General features: G+C 67.5%; 11 protein-coding genes and 4 pseudogenes. 8 read left to right on the forward strand and 7 right to left on the reverse strand.

Going from position 1 to position 23,996, the window contains the following annotated elements; all coding sequences use genetic code 11:
- Window positions 1–153 precede the first annotated feature (153 nt).
- The 6 genes and pseudogenes from ACN27C_RS20400 to ACN27C_RS20425 form a co-directional block, all read left to right on the forward strand.
- On the forward strand, window positions 154–669 hold the full coding sequence (locus ACN27C_RS20400) for a hypothetical protein (RefSeq protein ID WP_120569341.1): 516 nt from the start codon (window positions 154–156) through the stop codon (window positions 667–669).
- Window positions 659–1,726 (forward strand): annotated as a pseudogene (locus ACN27C_RS20405) (MAB_1171c family putative transporter); the annotation flags it as partial. The gene ACN27C_RS20400 and the pseudogene ACN27C_RS20405, both read left to right, overlap by 11 nt.
- A 205-nt stretch (window positions 1,727–1,931) precedes the next feature.
- Complete coding sequence (locus ACN27C_RS20410; protein WP_422747424.1) at window positions 1,932–2,726, forward strand: APH(3')-V family aminoglycoside O-phosphotransferase; 795 nt, start codon at window positions 1,932–1,934, stop codon at window positions 2,724–2,726.
- 52 nt (window positions 2,727–2,778) lie between these two features.
- Window positions 2,779–3,523, forward strand: a pseudogene (locus tag ACN27C_RS20415) (IS701 family transposase); the annotation flags it as partial.
- A gap of 1,100 nt (window positions 3,524–4,623) precedes the next feature.
- Window positions 4,624–5,489, forward strand: a protein-coding gene (locus ACN27C_RS20420; protein WP_422751659.1) for an IS5 family transposase whose coding sequence is annotated in 2 segments (ribosomal slippage) — window positions 4,624–4,957 and window positions 4,957–5,489 — 867 coding nt in all. Because the reading frame shifts where the segments join, the coding sequence is not laid out codon by codon here.
- Between the two features lie 282 nt (window positions 5,490–5,771).
- A pseudogene (locus tag ACN27C_RS20425) lies at window positions 5,772–6,118 on the forward strand (IS5/IS1182 family transposase); the annotation flags it as partial.
- 1,250 nt (window positions 6,119–7,368) lie between these two features.
- On the opposite strand, the gene ACN27C_RS20430 reads toward ACN27C_RS20425, so the two are convergent.
- Window positions 7,369–7,707 (reverse strand): hypothetical protein, encoded by a 339-nt coding sequence (locus tag ACN27C_RS20430; RefSeq protein ID WP_120569345.1) that lies wholly within the window; start codon window positions 7,705–7,707, stop codon window positions 7,369–7,371.
- A 1,112-nt stretch (window positions 7,708–8,819) separates the two neighbouring features.
- Here ACN27C_RS20430 and ACN27C_RS20435 point away from each other — a divergent pair.
- Complete coding sequence (locus ACN27C_RS20435) at window positions 8,820–9,578, forward strand: response regulator transcription factor (protein ID WP_244933298.1); 759 nt, start codon at window positions 8,820–8,822, stop codon at window positions 9,576–9,578.
- A 96-nt stretch (window positions 9,579–9,674) separates the two neighbouring features.
- Window positions 9,675–10,274, forward strand: coding sequence for a response regulator transcription factor (locus ACN27C_RS20440; RefSeq protein WP_120573721.1), 600 nt, complete (start codon window positions 9,675–9,677; stop codon window positions 10,272–10,274).
- Here ACN27C_RS20440 and ACN27C_RS20445 read toward each other — a convergent pair.
- The 6 genes and pseudogenes from ACN27C_RS20445 to ACN27C_RS20470 form a co-directional block, all read right to left on the reverse strand.
- The gene (locus tag ACN27C_RS20445; RefSeq protein WP_244933299.1) at window positions 10,158–11,798 is read right to left on the reverse strand and encodes an ATP-binding cassette domain-containing protein; all 1,641 of its coding nucleotides are present in this window, start codon (window positions 11,796–11,798) and stop codon (window positions 10,158–10,160) included. The genes ACN27C_RS20440 and ACN27C_RS20445 overlap by 117 nt on opposite strands.
- A gap of 251 nt (window positions 11,799–12,049) precedes the next feature.
- Complete coding sequence (locus ACN27C_RS20450) at window positions 12,050–13,780, reverse strand: ABC transporter ATP-binding protein (RefSeq protein ID WP_422747428.1); 1,731 nt, start codon at window positions 13,778–13,780, stop codon at window positions 12,050–12,052.
- Window positions 13,781–13,852: 72 nt separating this feature from the next.
- Window positions 13,853–13,972: a SapB/AmfS family lanthipeptide gene (locus ACN27C_RS20455; RefSeq protein ID WP_120569348.1), complete on the reverse strand. Its 120-nt coding sequence runs from the start codon at window positions 13,970–13,972 to the stop codon at window positions 13,853–13,855.
- 15 nt (window positions 13,973–13,987) lie between these two features.
- Window positions 13,988–16,621 carry a class III lanthionine synthetase LanKC gene (lanKC, locus tag ACN27C_RS20460; protein WP_422747430.1) on the reverse strand — a complete coding sequence of 878 codons (2,634 nt, stop codon included), beginning with the start codon at window positions 16,619–16,621 and terminating at the stop codon, window positions 13,988–13,990.
- A gap of 897 nt (window positions 16,622–17,518) precedes the next feature.
- Window positions 17,519–17,764 (reverse strand): winged helix-turn-helix domain-containing protein, encoded by a 246-nt coding sequence (locus ACN27C_RS20465; protein WP_120569349.1) that lies wholly within the window; start codon window positions 17,762–17,764, stop codon window positions 17,519–17,521.
- Window positions 17,765–19,271: 1,507 nt separating this feature from the next.
- Window positions 19,272–20,439, reverse strand: a pseudogene (locus ACN27C_RS20470) (IS3 family transposase).
- Window positions 20,440–23,996: the final 3,557 nt, after the last annotated feature.

Below are 23,996 nucleotides of genomic sequence, written 5' to 3' on the forward strand. Positions count from 1 at the left end.
GCCGCTGCGCCGACATAACGCCATCCGGCCCAGACGGCCCGCGGCCCTCCAGCCGTGCCGTCACGGCCTCACACGGCCGCGCGGGCGAGCTCTCAGTGGACGGTCCGCGGTGTTCCAATGCCGCCCAAAGGAAGGCCGAACGGTAACTGCCGCATGTCGTACAGGATCGCCAGGCTGCGTCGACGCTGTCGGCCGCTGCTGCGCCGACTCGACCTGCCTCACCCCTACTCCTTGGAGACGTTGTGTGCGTATCTCGTGGCATACCGCAGGCGTCCGCTCCGCCTTCACCCGCTTCCCCTTCAAGCCGTCGCGGCCGGGGCATGCGGCCTGTGGATTGCCACCGACACCGACGACCACATCTTCTACGAGCAACGCACTGCACGGTCCCACCAGGAACACATCGTTCTCCACGAGATCGGCCACATGCTCTTCGGCCACCACGCCCTGACCGATGCCGGCGCGCTGAAGGCCCTCTTCGGCGACCTCAGTCCTCGGCTGGTCAGCCGCATGCTGGCCCGCACCAACTACTCCACCAGCCAGGAACAGGAGGCCGAGATGCTGGCCACGCTCATCCGCCTCGGAGAGGCCAGCGCCGAGCGGAGCCGGCCGTCCAACATCTACGGCAACCTGCACGCGGCCCTCGGAGTGAGCACTGACCATGAGCTCTGACTTACCGAGAGACTGGGCCCTCGCACTGGACCTCTCCAGCATCGGCCTACTGTGTGCGGCCCTCCTGCTGCGGGCCCTCCCAGCGATCCGCCAACCCCACCATCGGGCCCTGTGGCTCGCGGTCGCCTCCGCCGCTCTCGCCATGATCCTGAACATCGAACCGGTCCGCGAGTGGATCGCCGCCGTGACCGGTTCACCCCGGGCCGTCGCCATCGTCAGGAACCAGATCGGCGTGATGTCCGCCGGCGCCGTCCTGCTCTTCACTGTCCGCGCCACCCGGGCACGGCTCCGCAGCGGCGCACTCCTCGCCGCCATGGCCACCGTGATGGCCATGCTCCTGGCACTCGCAGGGCTCGGAGCTGTCCCCCCAAACAGCCACGGGCCATTCTTCGCACGCGCAAGCATCCCCTGCGCCGCCTACTGGTTGCTCCTCACAGCTGTTCACATCACGGCCTGCGTGGTCTGCGTCTGGGTCTGCTGGACTTACGGGCGGCGAGGCCCTCACCCGTCCGTCAACCTCGGTCTGGCTCTCTTCGGATGGGGCACCGCGTTCGCTGGACTGTTTTGGCTCGCCCATCTTGTGCTCCTCGCCATCGGCTCCAACCCCGGCACCGCGCTACGCGCCCTGATGAGCCTGCACGCCGTTCTGCGCGCCGCCGCGCTCCTGGTACCCACAGTCGTAGAAGTGCGCCACGCCGTCCGACACGCCAGCACCATCTGGCGGATCTGGCCGCTATGGCAGGAACTGGTCGACGCCGTACCACACGTCGCCCTGTCGGCCACCCGCTCCCGGGTGCTAGTGCTCCTCCAACCTCTTGTCCCGCGTCAACTGATGGCCTATCGGACGGTCATCGAGATCCGCGACGCCATCCTCATCCTCAGCCACTACGCGGATCCGGCCGTTTTCCGTAGCGCGCGCGCCCATGTGGCGCGCCAAGGTGTGCCCGCCGAGCACACGGACGCCCACGTGACCGCCTGTGTGCTCCGCCGGGCCCGCACCGCCAAGCTGGCCGGCGCCCAGCCGGGCCCCGCCGCCGTGGTTCTCAGCACCAACCAGGACACGGGCGACCTCGCAGCGGAGACGGCCTTCCTGCTGCAGCTCACCGAGGCTTATCTCTCCCCGTGCGCACGGGACTTCGACGGACGCCCACGCCCACCCCCGCAGGCGATCCTCAGTGAGCCGAACCGCTCGTGTCCGAAATTGTTCAAGCAGTATCAACATTCCCGGAGAAAGCCGCGTGACCTCTGCCATGATTCCGACCATGTACGCCATGTTGCGCCGGAAATACCAGCACTACGAATGGACCTCCGTGAACGAAGGAGATTCGGGCGCCTCCGTTTACCGCCTCGCCGGACAGCAGCCCGAGCTCTATGTGAAATTCGCTCCGCGCCAACCGGAAAATTCCGCGTTCGACCTGGCGGGCGAGGCCGACCGGCTCACCTGGCTCACCCGCCACGGCATCCCGGTTCCGTGCATTGTCGAGTGCGGCGGCGACGACACCTCGGTTTTCCTCGTCACCGAGGCCGTCACCGGCGTATCGGCCGCCGAGGAGTGGCCGGAGCACCAGCGCTTCGCCGTCGTCGAGGCGATGGCCGACCTCGCCCGCACCCTGCACGAACTGCCCGTCGGTGGCTGCCCCTTCGATCGCAGCCTGGCGGTGACGGTTGCCGAAGCCCGCCACAACCTACGCGAGGGCCTCGTGGACCTGGACGACCTCCAAGAGGAGCACGCCAACTGGTCCGGTGACCAGCTTCTCGCCGAGCTCGACCGAACGCGGCCCGAGAAAGAGGATCTGGTCGTCTGCCACGGGGACCTGTGCCCCAACAACGTGCTGCTCGATCCCGAGACATGCCGAGTCACCGGAATGATCGATGTGGGCCGCCTCGGCCGCGCCGATCGCCACGCCGACCTGGCCCTCGCCGCCCGCGAGCTGGAGATCGACGAGGATCCCTGGTTTGGCCCCGAGTACGCCCAGCGGTTCCTCGAACGCTACGGCGCGCACCACGTCGACGAGAACAAGATGGCCTTTTACCAGCTGCTCGACGAGTTTTTCTAGAAAGGCTCCGTTAGGTCTTCGGGTGCGGTCTGTTCCTGGACATGGTGGATGGATGGACGCACATGAAGTGAACCGTGTCCGGGCGAAGTTGACGTTGTACGTGGCTGACGTGTTCGCATCGGCGCCGCGTAAGGACCAGCGGGCCAAGGGCGACTGCTATCTGTGGGGATTGATGCTGGACGGCCCCCGCACGTCGGTCCAGGCCATGGCCTCGAGGCTGCCGGACGGCAGCGAGTAGAACCTGCAGTTCGTGAAACAGTCCACCTGAAACCCGGTGCCGGTGCAGCGGCGGATCTCGGAGCGAATGCTGTCGCTGATCAGCCCGACGGCCTGGGTGATCGACGACGCGTCTGTGCCCAAGGAGGGAGGAATGTCGGTCGCTGTGGCCCCGCAGGACTGCGGGGCCACAGGTAAGCGCGCCAATTGCCAGATTCCGGTCAGCGTCCATGCCGCCAGTGCCATCGCCTCCTGCCCGCTGCGGTGGCGCCTGCTTCTGCCCAAGCGGTGGGCGGCGGACACCGACCGCCGCACCGTTACCCGCATCCCGCACGGGATCGGACACCGTGAGAAGTGGCGGCTGGCGTTGGACATGCTCGATGAGCTGGCCGGCTGGGCCATGACGCCGCCGGTGGTCGTGGCCGACGCCGCTTACGGCGCCAACGCCCACCCGGGCGGCCGGCCTGACCGACCGGAAAATCGACTACGTACTGGCCGTCCACGCGGACGGGAGCGCACACGACATCACCACCTCCTTGGGCAGTACAACTAGCGGGCAGCCATGGACCGGTGCAGCTAGAGCTGCTTGATACCGCGCCTCACCGCAATCGGTAGTCGGCCGGACCGAACGCGGACGGCCGAATGCCTTCGGGATCCCTTGGCCTTGCGATGGGCGGTCTCGCTCAGGACGCACAGGCAGATCTTCTGGCGCGTGCTCCCGCAGGTGGTTTGAGCCCGTAGGTCAGGATCAGGTCGGGCAAACCGGGGTCGACCGCCCCCGAGCCCGGTGCGGCTTGGTCCAGCCCAGCACGGTGCAGAAGAGCGGACGGTCTGTGCGCGCCCACAGGTGATCACCGGAGGTCATGCATGCCCTGCTTGCAGGCCGGGGATGTCTTGGTTCCTCGACGGGGTCACAATGCACGTTCGACCGTCCATAGAGGATGGAAATAGCTAGTTCCAAGCCGTCGCCCGCGAGAGCTATATTAATCTAGGCCCCCAGGCCAAGAGCGGCCTCGGTCACAGACGTGGGCGGGGCCGTGAGCCCTCTCTGATCGGTCGTCGGAGAGGCGAAAGCGCCCCCACCAGCTGGTGGGGGCGCTTTCGCGCAGAAGGATGTAGTCGTGGCACCGGTGACGGAGTGAGTAGCGCTCGCGGCCAGCTACCGCTAACCATGGTGGCTGATCCTCCTGCCACTGCCAGCTCCGCTGGGCCTATCAGACGTGGTGCCGAGCCTGGACTTGCGCCAGCGGTAGCCAGGGCAATGGCGCGTGATCCTGGTTTAGGACCGGCTGCTGTTACTCGGCTGGCCGGGGGCGTTCGGATAGTCGTTGATCCTTATTTTATTGCCGATAGCTACACGCCATGAAGGCGACGCGGCGAGCGGAAGTGCCGTGCTTGCGCAATCACCGACGTACCGGAGGTTGGGATGACCAGACTCAATCGACATTCATCCGATGCTGCGGAGCGGGGCGCAGTCAGCCTTCGACGCGCCCTCATCCTTGGTCTGCTGTCGCTTGTTGTGGTCCTTGCGATGGTCGCATTCGAGTTGACCCGATCCTCGGTATGAACCGCCCTCGGCGGGAGGGGCCTTACCGAGTAGCACGTGCCGCCGCATGGCTGGAATCACCTAGGGCGTGTCCTGCCGATCATGTAATGGTTGATCGTTGACGATGTGCCGGTGGTGCGTCGTGGTGAACTGACCGATGAGGCGTGGGCGGTGATCGCGCCGCTGCTACCGGAACCTGGCGGGGCTCGGGGGCGGTGGCGGGATCACCGTCAGGTCATCAACGGGATCCTGTGGAAGCTACGCACGGGTGCGCCGTGGCGTGACCTGCCGGAACGCTTCGGGCCGTGGAAGACGTGCCACGAACGGCTGCGCCGCTGGACCGCTGATGGGACATGGGATCGGATCCTCGCGGCGGCGCAGGTGCATGACGACGGCACGCCGGTGCAGTGGACGATCAGCATCGACTCGTCGATCGTGCGGGCGCACCAGCATGCCGCTGGCGCCCGCAAAAAGGGGGCTCCCCGACAAGTGCGGCGACGCCTGGTGCGCAAGATGGCGAGGCCATCGGCCGGTCCCGCGGCGGGTTGAGCACGAAGATCCACCTCGCGGTCGACGGACGCGGACGGCCGCTGTCGATCCTGCTCACCCCCGGCCAAGCCGGCGACAACCCGCAGCTGCTGGCGCTGCTGGACGCGATCCGCGTCAACGAGCCCGGGCCGGGTCGGCCCCGCAAGCGACCGGAGGTGCTGATCGCGGACAAGGGCTATGCACATGACTCGACCCGGCGAGCCCTGCGACAACGCGGGATCCGGCACGTCATCCCGGAACGCAGCGACCAGGTCGCTCGCCGGGCCGCCAAGGGCAGCCACGGCGGGCGACCACCGGCCTTCGACAAGGCGATCTACAAGAAGCGCAACGTCGTGGAACGCTGCTTCAACCGGCTCAAGCAGTGGCGTGACCTGACAACGCGATACGCCAAACGCGCATCCCTCTACCGAGCCGGCCTCGTCCTGATCGCTGCCGTCATCTGGCTCCCATGATCGACAGGACACGCCCTAGACGGGGTCAGCGAGAACGGTCGGTGACCCGGTTGCGGGTGACAGCGGGCCGGCCATCCAGTGGGCGCCGTGAATATTGCCGCCACCAAGCTGCTCATGCTAGTGAGGAAAGGGAGGTGCCCTAGTTTGCAGGAGGCACTCCCTCGACGATCCGCCTACCCCAGCACTGCGTCAAGGCCCAGAACGTCCGAAGTGCTCTGGATTTGCTCAAGCTGCATGCGGTGCCGCCGGGCGGGGGGCGCAACCATACCTCCGGGCCCGTAGAGCACGAAGATCCATCTCGCCATCCACGGCCGCTGCTGGCCGCTGTCGATCCTGCTGACCTGGCCAGCTGTCGACAACCTCAACTCCACGCGCTGCTCGATGCGATCCGGGGTCAACGAGCCCAGGCCCAGCCGGCTCCGCAAACGCCCCGACATGCTGATCGCGCACAAGAGAGACGCCCACAACTCGACCCGCCGAGCGCTGCGGCAACGCGGTATCCGAGCATGCAGTTCCCGCCCGTCCAACCAGGGCGGCCGCTGCGCTGCCAAGGGGCAGCAGCGGCGGGCGACCAGTAGCCTTCGACACGGTGACCTATCCCCGTGGAACGCTGCTTAGACCGACTCAAGTAGTTGCGTGACCTGGCCACCGGCTACGCCAAATGCATCTCTCTACCCGATGACGCCGAAGCCACCGACTAACGGCCGCCGGTTGAGAGTCGCTGGCCTCCACCGTGCTGCGCCACGTCCGCTAGCGGCTGGACAATTCTCGCGGGAGGCGCTGCCAGGGTGAGGTAGGCAGTGTGCGGGAGCTGCGGGACACGTCGGACGCCCGTGGTGGCACATGACGTATGTGTAGCACTTACCTCCCGTGTCGGCTGCGCTGTGAGGAACGCTTGACAGACTTCGTCGGCCGGCCCGCGGCCGACGCAATGCCGGGCGGGCGGACTTCATAAGGACACGCGAGGGGGTGCCTGTCGTCGAGGCCGAGAACCGCTCCGTCTCCGCGATAGCGGCCCATGGTCAGCCTCGCGGAGATCCGGCATGCTCTGCACCCTGCGATATGGCCAGCATGTCCGCTATCGCAGGCTGGCACCGACACTGCCGGATCATGGTGACATATACCACGATCGAATGATCCAGAAGGCTCCAAGTCCAGTACCGTCGATCACGCAGTTGCGGCACGAACGCTTGCCGCCGGCGGCTCCCCGTTGGCTGGCGGTAAGCCGCGCCCCCCGGGCCTGCGGGAACCCGGGGGGCGCACCTCCGCATGCGGACAGGACAACGCCCGGCTGTCCGAGAGGACCTGTTCATCCGGGCGGCAACTCTTAACCGTCCTGGACGGCGATGCCTCGGGTGGTACAAGTGCGGCTCGATGTCGTCGACAGATTTACCACGGCCAACCCCGATATTCGGGCGCCCCTAGATGCCGCCAGTCCACCGTCGCATCGGTGCTCGTGGGATCGGTCCGGGTGCCGACGGCGGACGTTGGCGGCATCGCCGCCGCTCACCTGCTCTCCGTGGCCCCGTCCCAGCCTGCTCGGCGCAGCAGGATCGTCGCCGCCACCAGCGCACCCACCCTCCTCGTGCCTGGAGTCACGGCCTTCAGCGACCCGCGCACACCGTCGATCGCGCACCTCCGCGTTCGGAAAGACAACGTTGTCCCCCAAGCGCGACGAGCACCCAGGCCGGCGGTATCGACCAACAGCGGGGGACAAGACCTAGTCGAGTGACGTCTTGTAGCGCGGGTAGTTCTTGTGGCACTTCACCGTCTCGCCAAAGTGCCGAGGTGCTTCTGGCTATTGAGCCATGCCGTACGGTAGGTGCTCCTGGGTATCCCGAGGCTTCCTGTCCTGGTCTCCAGCGCCGCCGCTGCGGGCTCATGCGGGTGGAGGCTGCTCTAGCAGCCACTGCTCGACTTCGTTGATGTGCTCGATCGCGGACCGGCCGCTGAGATTTGCCAGATCCGCCGCAAGCGCTAATGCGATGAGGCAGGCGACGTTGCGTTTGACGACCACCATGTCCCGGACCTTCCGCCGCAGCTCTTCGACGGTGTCAGCCTCCAGTCGGCCGCAGCCGTGCACCTGGTTCCAGAGGATCTCGTTAGGTGACTGTCCGACGGGGTGCTCATCGTCGAACGCGCCGAGCAGGCGGGCTCGCATGAGGCTGGTGAACTCGGTGATTTCTGCGGTTACGTCGACAGGTGGTTCTGTAGTCATTGGTCCCTCAGGTCAGGTCTTGGCCGTGGGTGCTTTGCCCTCCCACCAGTGCATCTGGTGAGGATCATCTCGATGAGGTGCGAGCCTTTCAACGCATCCGGCTTCGCAGCGGTCCCTGCCGCAGTGACAGGGATCACCGAATCATGCCCGTACGCCTCGTACCTCCCGGCGACCCATGACCGAAGTTGCCACCCAGTCCACACCGGTGGGCATTGATGCTGCAATAGGTCGGAACGCAACGCCTTGCCGATGCCCCCGCACCTCCCTTGCGGTCAGCCTGACCGGCGGCAGTGAAATCCTGCCCATGTCGACAGGTCCCCCGGTTTATGGTGTCCGCGCCATCTTGGCAACGAGCCGAACGGGTCCACGCCGGCCGCAGCTACGCTACTACTCCTATCGTCGCCAGTAAGGCGCGAAGAGGGCCACTCCATCATCGTCCAGCGCGGCACTGACCCCTGCGCGGACTGGCTGCCCGACGTTTTGTAGTCGAGCTGGCCATCGTCCTGCTGCTCTAGTTCTGCGCCCCTTCAGGCCCCCAAGGAGATCAGCGTCCACATTCATGGAGCATTCCTGCCTCGCCAGTGCCGCCATCTGCTGGCACCGCCTCAGGCTCGGCGACGGCGCATCGTGCAACCGTGTGCCGTACGCTGCCAACCCGCGAGCCTGGTGTCGCTACGCCCGACGTCGAAGCTAAGGCGAAGGCGCCGTGCTCGCCGCGCACCCTCCGCCTCCACGCCTCGTCGCCGCCTTGGCTGTAGTCGAGGGCGTCTGCCTACCGACAGCCAGATGACGAAGAAAACCAGCTTCGCAGGGAGCAGCTGTGGCACCAGCGGTCCGCCGTCGTACTCACCTGGCGACGAAACCCCGAATCATCCGTGCGACAGGGGCACGTCGTTCTCACGGGCAAGCAACTGCGAAGTTCCTGGCTGGAAACGATCACGAAGGCAGCCCCGCCCGGCTGCGGGGATGGCTGCCCATTCGTCGGGCTGATGGCCAAAACGATGACATTACTGAGCGCCGTCAATTGGTCACGGCGATATGATTCGGCGTCGGTGCGAAGGGAAGGATGTGCAGGTCGTGTCATTCCCCCGCCAGCTCGCCGCCTTTGCGGCGTGGTGACCGGGTCCCACGACGCGGACTCGGTGGCTTCGTCCGCACCCGCGCAGAGCGACGCGAACTGCGACAGTACGAAGCCGGGCGACACTGCCTTGCAATCGACCAGACTCGTCTGGGGGCCAGCTGTCGGCTGGCCGCTCCAGCATCCGTCGATTCACGTAGCCGTCATCGAGGAGCTGGGACTGCTGCGTGCAGCGTTATGCGCTGTGCTGTCCAGCCAAGGCGACATGACGGTCGTCGCCGACGTCGCCGACGTCGCCGACCTGCCGACCCTGGTGCGCCGGTGCCCACCGGACGTTGTACTGCTCAGCCTGGCCGTCGAGGCGCCCGATCCGACTGCGGTGATAGCGGATGTCACCGCCGTGGTCCCCGGTGCCGCCGTCCTGGCGATGAGCAGCCGGTGGAGCCCTCGAGTACTCAAGGCAGCGGCGAAGGCCGGGGCGCGGGGCTTCGTGGGTAAGGACGGGCCGTTGGACGAGCTGATCCGGATGGTCCGCTCCTTGGCCGGGGGGCAGCGGGCCATCGATCCGACCGCTGCCGTGGCGGTACTGAAGCCTGCGACCTGTCCCCTCACCTGCCGGGAACTGGAGGTGCTCCGGGTCGCAGCCGAGGGCCTACCACTCAAGGAGATCGCACAGCGTCTCTTTTTGGCGCACGGTACGGTGCGTAATTATCTCTCGGCAGTGCTGCGTAAGACCGGTGCCGAAAACCGGCTGCAGGCGGTCCGGAAGGCCCAACAGCACGGCTGGCTGTAGCCGGGCACGGATCCGTACCGAGCAGGATAACCTTACCCGTGCTGGAATGATGACGGTCGGTTACCTGAGGGGTTGTTCGGATGGGAGTGGTACGACGTGATTCGCACACTGCTCGCCCTCGACGGCACCCTGGTCCGTGGTGCGATGTCGCTCGTCCTCGACGCCGAGGACGACATCATGGTGGTTGCGGAGCTAGACGGGGGAGAGCCGGTAGGGCGGGCGCTCTGGACGCAACTGCCCGATGTTGCAGTGGTTGACCTCGATCTCGTAGACGACGCCGTGGCCATAGCTACCAACCCCTGTCCGCTGTTGGTCCTCACCGATCCTCGGCGGGCGCACGGCCTCGGCGACCTGCTTTCCACCGGCCGGACCATCGGTATTCTCGGCAACAACGTACCGCCACAGGCCGTGGTCGACGGGGTCCGGCGGCTTTCCCGCGGCGAACCAGTGGTCGACGCGGATCTGGTCGTCGCCGCGCTAGAGGTCGACCTGCCGCCCGTGGACGGTCCGCTAACGGTTCGAGAGACCGATGTCCTGATGCTGACAGCGGCAGGGTCGCCCGTCGCCGAGGTGGCAGCGTCACTCGGGCTCCGCCCCGGCACGGTCCGTAACCACCTGACCCGAATCACCCGCAAGTGTGGTGCGCGTACCCGAGTCGAGGCGGTACAGGTCGCTCGGGACGCGGGCTGGATCTAACCTGCTGGCCTCGTCGCCGTCGCCACGCGCTTCCCGGACTGGCGCTGGTGCCTCGTCCCAGTACCCGACGAGCTGCCGGTAGGTCGCCGATCGGGCCAGCAGTTCCGGATGCGAGCCGAGCACCGGGCCCTCGGCATCGAGAAGCAGCACTTGGCTGGCCCGGATGGCCGAGCTGATTCGGTGCGCGACGACGACCAGCGTGCCAGCGCGGCGCATGAAGGCGTCCTCGACGACCGCTTCTGCGGAGGGGTCGAGATGCGACGTCGCCTCATCCAGGATCACCAGTGCAGCAGGCGCGAGCCAAGCCCGGGCCGCGGCGATCAACTGGCGTTCCCCTGCGGACAGTGCATTGGGCTCTACGAGAGCGGACGGGCCGCCGAGGCGGGCCGCGAGAGCACTTGCTCCGAGTGCGCCCAGTGCCTCCTCCAGCGCGGCACCCTTCGCCTCGGGCCGTAGATAGCGCAGGTTGTCGGCGAGCGAGCCGCTGAAGACGTACGCCTCCTGCGGCACCAGCACCCGCAGGCCAGCGACCGCGGCGGGCGCAAGACTCGCCAGTGGAATGCCGCCCAGTTCGACTGTGCCGGCCTGTGGCCGCAGCATCCCGGCCATGATCGCGGCGAGCGTGGACTTGCCGACCCCGCTTGGTCCGACTACCGCCAGGTGCCCGCCAGCCGGCACGGTAAGCGAGAAATCAGCCAGAACCGGCAGCGCCCGCGGTCCATGGCGAAAGGTCACTGCGCGCAGCTGGACTGCTGAAGCGGAGCCGGCACCGCCAAAGGGGCCACGTTGCCGGTGCAGGCCCGCCATATCGCTCAGGTGACCCGGACGTGGGCTGGTCGACAGGATCCGCTCCAGCGTCACCGCATAGCGCAGCCCACCGCCGGCCAACCCCTGCACGAGGGAGTGCAGGGCGGGTTGCAGCCCGGTCCCGACGTAGACCATCGCGCCGAGCACGGCGCCTGCAGTAAGTCCCCGCTGCACCAGCCAGGGAGCGGCGAGCAACAGCACCGCCAGCGGCAGCCAGCCGGCCAGCCCGAGGCTGAGGCTGCGCAGCGCAGTCATCCTGGCCAGGGTCCGTTCTGCGGCGGCCTGCGCAGCCACCTCCCGGCCCACCGCTGCTGCCATCCGCTCCTGCGCACCGCAGGCGACGACATCGCGGTGCCCCGCCAACACAACGGCCACCGAACGGCCGAGTGCCTCGCCAGCCCGCACATAGGTGCGCTGGTGAGAGATCATCCTTGGCAGCGCCGCGCCGAAAACGGCCAGCCCGGCGACAAGAGGGACCGCGACCAGGGCCGCCACCACAGGCGCCAGTGCGAGTAGACCGAGCAGGACCGCCCCGCAGGCGAACAGGAAATCCCGGACCACCATCAGCAGGCCACCGTAGGTGTCCCGGACGATCTCCACTTGGTGGGTCAGCCGGCTTACGGCGGCGCTGTCGGGTGCGCCACCCGTGGCAGTAGCCTCGCACAGTGCCCCGCGGACGACTCGACGGGCGAGATCGTCACGGAAAGGCTCCACCACGGCGCCTAGGCTACGGTAAACCCGCCCAGTCGCCGCCGCCCCAAGCAGCGCGGCTAGCGCGAGTGCGCCCAGCCAGGCCAGACCGGTGCCAAACCGGCCCGCAAGAAAACCCTCGTCCACGGCGCGGGCCACCACGTATCCAGACAGTAGGGCCGGCAGCACCTCTGGCACAGACCACGCGGCTAGTCGGCAGAGGTCACGCCGACTAGCCCGCAACGCCGCCCAGGTGACCCGGCGTACGTCCGCCTTGGTCATGGTGATCCAGGGAGGGAGGGTCCGAAGATCGCCCTATAGTCGGGATCTGCCCAGAGTCGGAGGTGCGGGGCAAACGCGCGCAACTGGCCACCGTCGAGCCAGGCCACTGCGTCTGCGGCGGCCGCCGTCGCGATCCGGTGGGTCACCACCAATCGGGTACGCTCGCCGGCCCGCCCACTGACCGCTTGGGTTACCCGGTGCTCCGTGGCAGTGTCCAGGCTGGAGGTAGCGTCGTCGAGGATGAGCAGCCGCCGCGCCGTGAGAGCGCGGGCCAGCCCGAGCCGCTGCGCCTCCCCGCCGGAGAGCGGGGCATCGATGAGGCAGGTGCGGAAGCCCTCCGGCAGTCGAGTGACACACTCCTCGACCGTCGCGTCCCGGGTCGCTCGCAGCACCGGCGCGGTGGCCGTCGATCCGTCGTCAGGCGGCGCCGCAGCGTCGGCGGGTAAGGCGAGGCCAACTGCGTCGTGGACCGTCGGGCCCACCAGGACCGGCCGGTCGAAGGCGTGTCCGACCGCTCGTCGCAGCTCCACCTGCCGTAGCTGTGGCAATGGCACATCGTCCAACAGCACCTCGCCCTCATCCGGGTCGTACAACCGGCCGGCCACGGCCGCCAGGGTGGACTTGCCGGCACCGGACATCCCGACCACCGCCACCGTGGCTCCAGCCGGCACGGCCAAATCGACGCCGTGCAGGACGGGCCGACCGTCTTCACCACGCACGGTGACCCGTTGCAGTCGAAGAGCGCCACGCCCGGGTGGGAGGCCACGGTGACCGTCCGCCAGCACCGGCCGGGCGAGCAATTCGGCGAGCCGTCGCGCTCCCACCCGGGATCGGACCACGCGATTGAGAGCGGCCACCACCGCGCCCAAACCCGCACCTAGGGCCGCATACCGGAGAGCGGCGACCAGCTGTCCCGTGGTGAGCCACCCTCTGGTCAGCGCGTACCCGCCGACAGCGATCACGGCGAGGTTCAGCAACGGTGCCACGGCGGCGGTACGCGCGCTGGCTCGAGCCAGCAGCCGCCAGCTCCGCCAGCCATGGTCGGTCAGTTCCGGCAGTGGCGCCAGAACCCGCTCCTCCTCGCGTCCTACGGTCGCCGCGGCGGCGATTGTCCGGGCCCCGGAAAGAGACTCCAGTAGCCGGCCGGCGATCGTGCCGAGGGCCCGTTGGTAGTCGGCGGTGGCTGCGGAGGCATCGGTGACGAAGGCCCGCATCAGCACGGCCATCAGGGCGAGCCCTCCGAGCAGAGTGACCCCGAGCAGCGGCTCCAAGAGAGTGAGCGCGACGACGCTGCCCAGCGGCGGTAGCAGCGCGACCAAGCCGAAGACCAGCGCGTTGCCGGCTTGCCCGGCGTCGGCCGCCTGGCTCACCAGCCGCCCGACCAGGTCACCGACCGGGTACCTGCGGGCGGTCCGCACGTCCAGCGCGAGCACGTGTCGCAGCAGCGTTCCGCGCAGCCGGGCGGTGGCCCGCGCGGCGCTGTACCCGACCGCCAGGCCGCCCACAATATCTGTGACGATCATCGTGGCGATCAGGCCGCAGGCGACGACCGGCCACCAACCCGCGCCGCCGCCCAGGGCGGCGTCCACGGCGAGCCCCAGCGTCGCAGGCAACAGCAGTTCGGCGATCGCGCCGAGCACTGCGACCACCGCGAGGGTGGCTGTCCAGCTACCACCCTCCAGCGCGGCCCGACGTAGCAGTCGGTCACCAGCGGTCCGGTCGTTCATCCGCTCCTCCTGCTGCGCGTGGAACCCCGGGCGAGTACGTCTACCCGCCCGGGGCTCCGCTTGGTGACCTGATCAGTTGCAGGTCGTGATGGACAGCGAGCTGTCGCCGCAGAGCAGCAGGCTCGCCCGGCTACCACCGCCCGTGCGGTCGGCCGGAGCCATCTCCAGGCCCTGAAGGTCGAGAAGCGCCATGTCGTGTCACCTCCTTCACTTGTTGCCAGTCATTCCGGTCGCCCCCGCGGGTGCGGGGGAGTTTTGGGCGCCCGACAGGGGCGTGAGGAAGGGCAGGGGCAGCGGCTGGCCGTACCGAGCAGCGGCCACGGCAAGGAGCACGCCTGCGGTGCCCGTTCCCAGGTCCATCGAGAGCCGGAGCAACTGCTCGCCGGGGAAGGCGATGCCATTCCGGTACGGCAGCGCGTGCCACGCCAGCCGCCGCACCTGGCTGTCTAGCTCCTGTCGCAGGTCGGCGTCGTGGGCGGTGGCGGCCAGGTACGCGATGATGCCTGCCCTGCCGGTGAAGAGGCCCGACTGGGCGTAAAAGGGCGACCGGGCAGCCCGGGCGACGCCCGCACTCGCCTCGGCGAACCGTTCGTCGACGCGGTGTTCCAGGTACTGGTGCAAGACAAGTCCGATGCCGACGCTTCCCCGGCCCAGGTACGGCATGGTCCGCCAGCCCTCATTGACCTCCAGCGCGCCATCCGGGCGCACGAGACATCGGCGCAGATCCTGGTGCAGCGCCGCGGCGGCGTGATCCAGCAGGCTCAGGTCGCCGGTAAGTTCGTAGAGCCGGACTAGCAGCAGCGCCGGCCCGGTACGTCCGCGCAGCAACCCGGCGTACGGGTGACGGCCGCCGCTAATGTCGCCGCCGGGGTCGTCAGCCACCTGCTCGATCATCCGTTCAGCGACCCGGAAGGCGGCGTCGTGCAGAGCGGTTTCGCCGGTGCGTGCGGCCAACTCGGCGAGATTCAGCGCGATTCCGGACAGTCCGTTCTCCAGGCTATGGTCGAGTTGCTCCCAAGGTTCGGCGAGGCAGATGTCGAGCACGTCGAGGGCATCCTGGCGGCGGCCGAGCCGCTCTAGCGCGTACGCGACGCCATGAAGCCCGTCGTAGAAGCCACACCGGGTGCCGGCCACGCGGGCGGTCGCCCGCCGAACCAACCAGTCCTCGTGCTCCGGCCACTGCCCGGCCCCGCTGATGGCGAGGGCGTACAGCACACCGGCGGCACCGTGGCCCAAGTTCAGCCCTCCACTGTGAAACTGCTCGATATCGCCGGGGAAGAGCCGGTCGTCTCGCTCGGGTGTCGCACTGGCCAGGATTGCGCTGGCGAGCCGGTCCCGCAGCCCAGGCCAGTCGTTGGCGGCCAGATGCCGCCCCGGGTCAGTGTTCCCGGTCCGCCCACCAGCAGCGGAAGCCGTGCAGTTGGTTCCAGGTGGGGGGGTAGGGAGTATCTCCGCGATAGCCGGGTCAAGGAAAGACCGTGGGACCGGAAAGGCGCTGGCGATCACGTCGGCCAAGTGGGTGGCTTTCGCTGGCGCGAGGCGCACCAGTTGAGTCAGCGGCAGGAACAGCGCCAAGCGTAGGCAGGCTAGAGCGTAGCGGTCGACCGCCGGTCCGATCCGGTCACGTGGAGCGGCGAAGCCCTGGTTGCGCAGCCCTGGGCGGTGGTGCCCCTCTGCGGGAGCTGCGACCTCGAAGTCCACCAGCGTGATCCGGTCATCCGGCCGGATCATGACATTGAACAGGTGCAGGTCGCCGTACACCAGACCACGGTCGTGGATCGCTCCGATTACCGACTCGACCTGGGCGTGGATGTGTCGGGCCCAGCGAACATAGTCAGCACGATCCTCGTCCGTCGCGTCCGCGTCGATCAGCGGGTACCGCTCGACGAGCGCCTTGTTGAGCGGCAGCCCTTCGATGTACTCCAGGGCGAGGAACCGGTGTTCGCCGAGAGCGAACTCATCGTGCACCTTGGGAACCTGCGGCAGGTCCGCGAGCTGACGGAGAACGCTCGCCTCCCGGAGCAGTCGGGCGACCGCGTCGACGCCGTCGGCGTCCAGGCCCGCGTGCGGCCGGGCCTCCTTAAGGACGACCGGCGTATTGGTGCGTACATCGCGGCCGATGTAGAGTCCGCCGCCGTTAGAGAAGTGAATCACGCGCTCGATCCGGTAGGGGACCTCGTCCGTGCTGGTCGCGCTGCGGGCGGCGAGGTGCGGAGCGAGGAAGTCGGGCAGGGTCACCCACGCCGGCACGTGGAAGACCGGGTCACGGCGATCGGGCACCAGCGTCCCAGAGCCGTCCTCCACGGCCGGAACCACCTGACCGTCCGAGGAGAGGCAGTACCGGGCGGCGAAGCCGCCGTAGCGTACGTAGACGGGTCCGGCGCCGTACCGCAGGTCGCTGAGGATATAGGGCCCTGGCTCGCCCGCGAGCAGCTCGTCGAGTTCCTTGCAGGTTAACTCCAGCTCAGTATTGTCTTGGGGATAGATGGTGACGAACTTGCCGCTGGCACTGCGGTTGGCGTACTTGGAGTTGCGCAATAGCAGCGCGCGCGGGCTGCGGATGAATTTAAACGACAGACCTCGCGGCACGCAGTAATCCCACACGGCCGTGAGCACCCGCTCGGCGTTCGGCAGGCTGGCCGAAACATGGACCTTCCAGCCTTGTTGCGGGAGAGAGCCGCTCTCCGGAGCGTAGATCAGCCAATCACCGAGCGGCTCGCATCGCCAGCCGACGGGCACCGGACGCTCGGCAGCGGAGAACGACGACGTATCCACCGAGCTGCCCAGGGAGTCGTAGAACAACGGGTCGGCCGCGCAGTAACTGTCGTAACGATCGTCCACGTCCCGCTCCCTTCCCACATCCCCCGACCGGTGACGGCACCGGCGTTGGTGTCGAGTTTTATCGCTGCGGAAGCGCTATCCCAGTGTGCTTAGTCATGACGTGATGGTGCGTGATCCACGGACACACATGACACCAGTCATGGCTTGCGGCCTGTGTCCAAGTCGGTCGCAGCCGCGCGTTGATGACCGCTAGGGGATGGCGGCTTTGTAGCGCATGAGGATGTCGAACCGCGTTACTACGCTTCGAATGCGCTGCCGACAGATGATTCGCCCTCCACGACGTGACCCTGCTGGTAGGCGTGTGGGTAGAAGGCAGCCCGTTCTTGAACCCGTAGCCTGCCGGCGGCCGCCCTGGTCGCCCTTGCTCGCAGTGATTGCGGCGAGGTCCCTTCGACACAGGCGGCCCGGATCACCATCGATGCGTACGCCTTGTCAGAGCCAACATCCACTGCCGGCGGGCGGTGGTCACACGCGGTATACGGATCGAAGCGAGGCCGGGATGAGCTGCGGACTGGTACCTCGCCGCCCGGCTGGCACCATCGCCAAGGGCTTGTGCCTCTGCTCGCCGCCCAGGTGCAGCTTGCTTGTAAGCATCGCGACTGCTCATTGCGCGGTGGAATTGCGGGTAGCGGCGTATCGCGACGGCGTCAAGATGAAGCGACCCCCTGAAACCGGACACCTTGGTCCGGCCGATAGGGGTCACCTCACCTCACGAGTTCAGCGCAGTCAGACCTTGACCTGCTTCCCGCCCGCCGTCGTCAATCCACACTTGCAGACAGCGGTAGCGAAGCTGACAGAATCTCGGCTTTTAGAGCAGGCAGCGGCCGGGTGGAGTGAGAGCCAGCTTCCTAGGGTGAGTGACAAGTGCCGCCGGTTCAGATTCTTGAACCTGATTCGTCAGCTGAGGGAAGGGCTCGCGTCTTGTGGCTGTTCGGCAACGTAGACGCCGGCGCCGGGGCGGCCGATCGTCAGGCCGCGGTCGCGGGTCAGTTCAAGGGCCCGTTGGATGGTGGACACGCTCACCGAGTACAGGTCGGCGAGTTCCTTCAAGGTGGGCAGTTTTTCGCCGGCCTGGTACTCGTGGCCGCGGATACGGGCGGTCAGGTCGTCGGCGATCTGACGCGAGGACATGGGTATGGGCATGATGATCTCCCTGGCTGGCGATCCAGATTTCATCACGCATGCCCATAAGCCTCAACCACTGTTTGACCAATGGTCACAGAGTGACCTAGCTTGGATGGCGGGTTACCTTCTACCTGGCTGGCGTTGGGCATGAGGCGACCCGGCCGGGCGGGGGTCGGCCCTCCAGGAACGCGCACCCGCCCGGTATCAGCTCTCCCGCGATGTCAGGAGCCGTGTGTGACCTCTATGTACGACGCGCCGGGAGGCAGCGGGGACGTCACGGTCGCGGCGGCCCTCGCCGCAGCGCACCGCGGCTGCGAGGCCTGCGGTGCGGGGCAGTGCGAAACCGGCGCCTACGCTGTTCGGGCACTCGCTGCCTATCGCGCCGAACGCGCACGAGCCCTCGGCCGGCTGCCCCGCCAACGGGAAGGGTGACCAGGGTTTGGCCGCGCTCGGCGCACCATGATCGTGCAGGCCGTCCCCGTTGCCGATGAATCGTCGGCGCCATACTGATGCTCCTCGGCGGCGTCCGCGCGAACCGCTGGCCAGAGCAGAACCCGGCCCCTGCCGTGCGGCTAGCCAACGAAGCGGAACGCCGCCAGCACCAGCTCGACGAGCTGACGGAGTGCCTACGGCGCGTCCAGCGGTGCCAACAGGCCGCCCAGGGTGTCGAGACCCGATAGATGCCCTAGCCGTATAAGGAGCGCCCACGCCCGAGCAGGTGGGGGCGCTCCGCGTCAGATGCCTGAACCGTGCCAAAGCATGCCGCTACATCTCAGGCTGGCCGGCCTTCCGCTTAACCCACGACCGACGTAGCTGATAGATGCCCCGAGTTGACAGCGGCTTGTACCGCCAGCCCTGCCCTTCGCCGCCCCACTCGGTTGCGCGCTGCTGCGGATTCTTCAGCGATCGTTGCACGGTGCGGACGGACACCTCCAGGGCCGCACACGCCTCGACGACGCTCATCCACTCGCCGCTCAACCTGCGCTCCCCCCGGGTTGCCAACACCTCTCCCCGGATGATCGCACGTCCATCAGCGTGACGACAGCTGCACTGAACTGCGCGCCGTGATCTTGTGCTTCTTCCGTTTCGCGGAGTCCCCCTTTAGCGCTGACGGCGTACTGGTGGGCTCGCACGAGGGCCGAGTCGACCGAGACCAGCCAGTCGACATCCCCGGCGGCGACCGCGTCGGCATGGACGCCTGTGAGCATCTGCTCGAACGTGTCATCTAATCACCACCTGCGGAAACGTGTGTAGATCGACTGCCCGGACCGTAGCGGGCGGGTATGCCCCGTCACGCCGCCCCGGCCCGGATCTTCCACACGATCCAGTTGAGCACCCGACGGTCATCGGCGCGAGGCCGACCACCACACCGCCAACGTCAGGTATCTGGACAAAGGCTTCCCACTCGACGTCAGTTAACTCATAACGACGACTCACGCGCTACATCCTCCGACGCCAATATTCCTTGAAGCCACCGCCCTGGGCGCGCACAGGGGTCTGCTGCACCGGCAGGTGACAGGTGTAGTCACGCGGCCTGACTGGCCGGTGGGTGCATGATGGTCTCGAATTCCACGGGGGTCAACGGGACAGCGACCGCTGGCGTCGGCGGCGGTGGTAGGTCCGTTCGATCCAGGTCACGATCGCGATCCGTAGTTGCTGGCGGGTGGCCCATGATCGCCGGTTCAGGACGTTGTTCTGCAGGAGTCCGAAGAAGGATTCCATGGCGGCGTTGTCGCCGGCGGCGCCGACGCGGCCCATCGATCCGGCCATCAAGTGGCGGTGGAGGGCTCGGACGAACTTCCTGGATCGGAATTGGGATCCGCGGTCGGTGTGCAGGATGCAGCCGTCCAGGCCGGCGCGTCTGGCGGCGGCGTTGTCCAGAGCGGTGACGGCCAGGCGGGACTTCATCCGCGAGTCGATGGAGTAGCCGACGATCCGGTGGGACCAGACGTCCTTGATCGCGCACAGGTAGAGCTTGCCTTCGGCGGTGTGGTGTTCGGTGATGTCGGCCAGCCACAGCCGGTTCGGGCCGTCGGCGGTGAAGTCCCGCTGGACCAGGTCGTCGTGCACCGGCGGGCCGACCTTGCCGCCCTTGCCGCGACGTTTGCGCTTGCCGAACGCGCTCCACCAGCCGTTGCCGGAGCAGATCCGCCACGCGGTCCGATCGGCCATCGGCTGCCCGGCGTCGCGGGCCTCGTCGACGAGGAACCGGTAGCCGAACTCCGGATCATCACGGTGGGCGTCGAACAACGCGTTGGCGCGATACGCCGCCGCCTCCTCGGCGCTGGTGACGGGTCGGGCCAGCCACCGGTAGTAGGGCTGACGAGCGATTTTCAATACCCGGCACGTCACCGCCACGGGGATCCCGTCGGCGGCCAGCTCGCTCACGAGCGGGTAGAGCCTTTTCCCGGCAGATGCGCCTGTGACAGGTAGGCAGCGGCCCGGCGCAGGACCTCGTTCTCCTGCTCCAACAACCTGATCCGCTTACGCGCCTCGCGCAGCTCGGCCGACTCGGTGCTGGCCGTCCCGGGCGTAGTACCCGAGTCGATGTCGGCCTGGCGCAGCCACTTGAACAACGTCATCGGATGCACCCCGAAGTCCTTCGCGACCTGCTCGACGGTCACGCCTGGCTCGCGGTCACGAGCGACACGCACGACGTCATCACGAAACTCTCGGGGATAGGGCTTGGGCACAGCGACATCCTTCCAGCCCGCCCGCTGGGCAAGCCATCTCAGATGTCACCTATCGGTGCAGCAGACCCCAGCCCGATCAGGAAGGCCGGGCTCATCGACTGACTCCTCCAGGCACTAGCCGCCCGGCGCTCGTCGGCAGCTAACTGGTGGGCGCGCTGCGTCTGAAGATTGGCGATGTGCGCCCCAGCATCAACGTGCGCGGGCGGGCCTGACACTCGGCCCCGTGCGCCGTCCGGCGCCCCTGCTCCTGTCCCCGGGATGCCGGCACCCTTCTACTCCCTTTGGTCGCCGACTGCATGGCCGACGGCCCGGCTCTTGGTCGACCAGGGTCGGGAGCTTCTGCGCCCTGCGAGGAAGTCGATCAAGCAATGACGGTTATCAGTAAATCGAAGGGTTAGCTGCTATACCCCGCCGGCGGTGCATGGCCGGGACTATGACCAGCGTGAATCCACAGGACCCCGAGCAGCAGCCGCAGCCGCATTCGCCGCAGCCGTACCTGCCCCCTCCACCGCCGGTGAGGCCGTATTGCCCGCCTCCGCCGCCGGTAGGGCCGCGTTGCCCACCTCCGCCGCCGTCCGCTGTGGTGCATCAGCAGACGAATAAGGGTGCGATGGTGGGCGTTTGGGTGATTGTGGCCTGGCTGGTGGGACCATTGGTGCTGCTCGTGTTGTGTTGCCTGGGCTGCATGTTCACGGGTGCGCTAGGGTCGATCCCCGAGGGTGTCAGTGACGGCGTGTCAGCGACATCTTCACCGTGAGAGGTGGGCGATGGGCAGGGATCCGCCCCAAGCCAATCCGGCTGCGCCTCGCCGCCCCGCCCCTGCTCCCGCATCCCTGGCGCGCCCCTGGACGCAGGACGGCCCGCGGAGCCGTGGGGACTCGACCTGGGCCGTGGGCGCACCCTAACCATCCAAGCGATAAGCGACGGAAGAGCTTAGCCGGGCTCGAGCTTAAGCTGGCGGGACCACCCGTGTACGGAGCGTCGCCCCCAAGCCTCGATGGCAGCGGCTGCACTTCAGCGGATCCCGTTGCACCAAGTCGCCCGGTGCCGCCTCCGGCAAATGACAAAAGTGTAGTCGCTGGGTGGCGGCAGTCGCTTCACCACTACGCATGGGCGGTGAATCACCCGCGGAGCTGAGCCCGCCTTACGAGCCGTTCGTCCCCCTTCTCTCGCGCGGCGTCGCGACGTCAGTTCGATCGGTCGACCCCTATCCTGTCCGCATCCGGTTGTCCCGCTCGGTGATCGCGGCTTCGTCGAGGGGGACACGACCGTCAGGGCTCTGCGTCTGCGCCAGCAGCTGTGGTGGATGTGACGTCGCGGCCTAGGAGTGCCGCCAGATGAGCCCGCCTCACCACCGGTATGCAGGTCGAGGATCATGAGCGCCCAGCCCTTCTGGAACGCTGCCGTTTCCTGGGCTGCCGCCTGGCCTAACGCAAGCATAAGGTCGCTTGTCGCCCGATTTCTGGGGAGCGGCTGCGGCTCCGGCTGTTGGTGTCCGGGCTCGGCCTGGGATGTGTCGCACCCGCACCCCAGGCCGTGCTGTCACCGGTTGCCATTGCGAGTTCCTCGGGAACAGTCCGGGTTGATGCAGCCGTCGTTCGGCAGATAGAAGGTGCCGATTGATCGGCAATCTCTGGACCAGCTCCGTGTCACCTCCTGTTTACCGCACTGCGGGCAATTCTGGGGCTGGTGACGAGCCTTGTCGGCTGCTCGGTACATCTTCGGCTGACTCATGGCCTCATCGTGCCCCAGGACGGCTACCGGTTCCCTTCAGGATGACGCGGCGGGCCAGGGGTGCGCGACGCCTACCGCATCCGGCATGCCGTAATCGAAGCCCGGCTCACTCTGACCCCGTGTTGAGCGGGTCGAGGCGCGGGCGACGAAGGCCGCGGCACCGAGCGGGAGTCCGGCGGGACCTGCGGTGCGCTGCTGGACGCAGGCGAGCCGCCAGCCCAGCGGTTCAGGCGGGCTGCCGACGGTCGGCGGCGATTGCGCTGCGTGGCGTCTCGGACGAGGGGGTGGCGCCGACCCGACGCCGGAGCGGAGCAGGGCGAGCGTCTCGTAGTCCTCAGGGGTGATCTTGGCCCTTCTTCGCCGGTGAGGCGGGTGAGGATGAGTGGAGGGTTACGCCGCCGCGGCGAGGGGCGGACAGGTGATGGGCAGGCAGGTGGCGCGGGGAGGTCGCGGTCTCCTCGAAGGGGTGCGGGTGGGTTTGGCGTTGCTGGGCGTGGGGATGCGGGTGGCGGCCCCACGGGGGCCCAGGGGCTGGTGTGTGCTGCCCGTGCGCACCAGTCCCTGCCGTGGTCGGACGGTAGCGCAGGGTGCTATTCGCGATCCCGTGGGTAGCAGCTGCCAAAAGCCTTGGGTACGGTCCGCGCCATGGGTGCTGTGAAGCCGTGGCATGTCGCCACCGTGTTCTGCGTGGTTGCTGTCCTCGCGTTGGTGGGCGGTGTGGTGTTCGGCGCGGTCCGGGCTAGTCGAAGGCGGCGCTAGGCCGACATGCAGTCAGATGGTGGAAGAGATGTGGCTTATCGACACGGTGTTCTGTGTAGTTGCCGCCCTCGTGCTGATCGCTGGTGGGGTCTTGGCCGCGATTCGTGCGGGGCTGAGGCGGCGCTAGGCTGAAGGGCGGCCAGCGGGGACAGCTCGGCAGGTCATCGGCTGGCTCAAAGGAGTTCGAGGGCGTCGATGGGGCGAAGGAAGACGTAGGCAGGGCATAGTCGTCGCCGTATTGCTCTCGGTGGCTTCGGCCTCGACAGCGGTGACATGCCGGACTGCCAGGTCCGCAGACCGAGCGGGGCAGATCCAGCGTCGCGGTCAGGGCACTGCACCGACGCCCTCCCAACTCCTTCGACTCAAGATCACATAGGCGGCTGCCGCGAGTGGCGGAGGCGGGACTGCGTCCTTACGGTTCATGCCGCCTTATCCCATCCGTGTGCTCGATCAGCGCAGCCACAGCCATCGCCTGCGCGCGCAGCATGGAAGGACTTGGGGCGATAGGTCGCCGGGCCGACGGCGGCGGCGAGGTGCTGGGCGCGGCGCCGCGTATCCGCAGCGCTGATGCGGCTCCACCCTGCTTACGTGACGTCTCCAACGCCATCGAGGGGGATATGTTAAACGACGAAGGAGGTCTTATCGGGCTCGGGCGAAACATGTTCTACCGCAACGGTTCCGCTCCTCGCAGCTGCGTCATGCCTGCTTAACTGATGGACCTTGTTAGATCAGTGGCCTACGTAGCCGACTGACTTGCGTTTCGTGAACGGCTGGGAGCAATCACCTCACAGTCGATCGTGGCACGCACTGCAGCGCTGCTGTGCTCGCTTGCTGATGATCGGCAGGCGTAAAGAGGGGTCTTCTCGGTCCGAGCTTCGGGCCGCCCTAGGCGCCTCGGCTAGATCCGACGGAGTCGCCGCACCGCGTCGTTCTACCTGGCCACGAGAGCCTGGGCCAGCAGCGTGGCGAGTTTGGCTGCGCGAGCCGGGTGGTCATGGCCGACCCAGAGAACTCGTCCGAACCGGCGGCGGGAGGCCGCCTGGAGGCGCATGTCCGTAATGGAG

The organism is Micromonospora sp. WMMD1219 (genome assembly GCF_049315215.1).
Classification (GTDB): Bacteria; Actinomycetota; Actinomycetes; order Mycobacteriales; family Micromonosporaceae; genus Micromonospora; species Micromonospora tulbaghiae.

Bases quoted from the DNA above. Each gene is read 5' to 3' on its own strand.
- ACN27C_RS20400 (WP_120569341.1), top strand. From the start codon at position 154: ATGTCGTACAGGATCGCCAGGCTGCGTCGACGCTGTCGGCCGCTGCTG.
- ACN27C_RS20410 (WP_422747424.1), top strand. From the start codon at position 1,932: ATGTACGCCATGTTGCGCCGGAAATACCAGCACTACGAATGGACCTCC.
- ACN27C_RS20430 (WP_120569345.1), bottom strand. From the start codon at position 7,707: ATGACTACAGAACCACCTGTCGACGTAACCGCAGAAATCACCGAGTTC.
- ACN27C_RS20450 (WP_422747428.1), bottom strand. From the start codon at position 13,780: ATGAACGACCGGACCGCTGGTGACCGACTGCTACGTCGGGCCGCGCTG.
- ACN27C_RS20455 (WP_120569348.1), bottom strand. From the start codon at position 13,972: ATGGCGCTTCTCGACCTTCAGGGCCTGGAGATGGCTCCGGCCGACCGC.
- ACN27C_RS20465 (WP_120569349.1), bottom strand. From the start codon at position 17,764: ATGCCCATACCCATGTCCTCGCGTCAGATCGCCGACGACCTGACCGCC.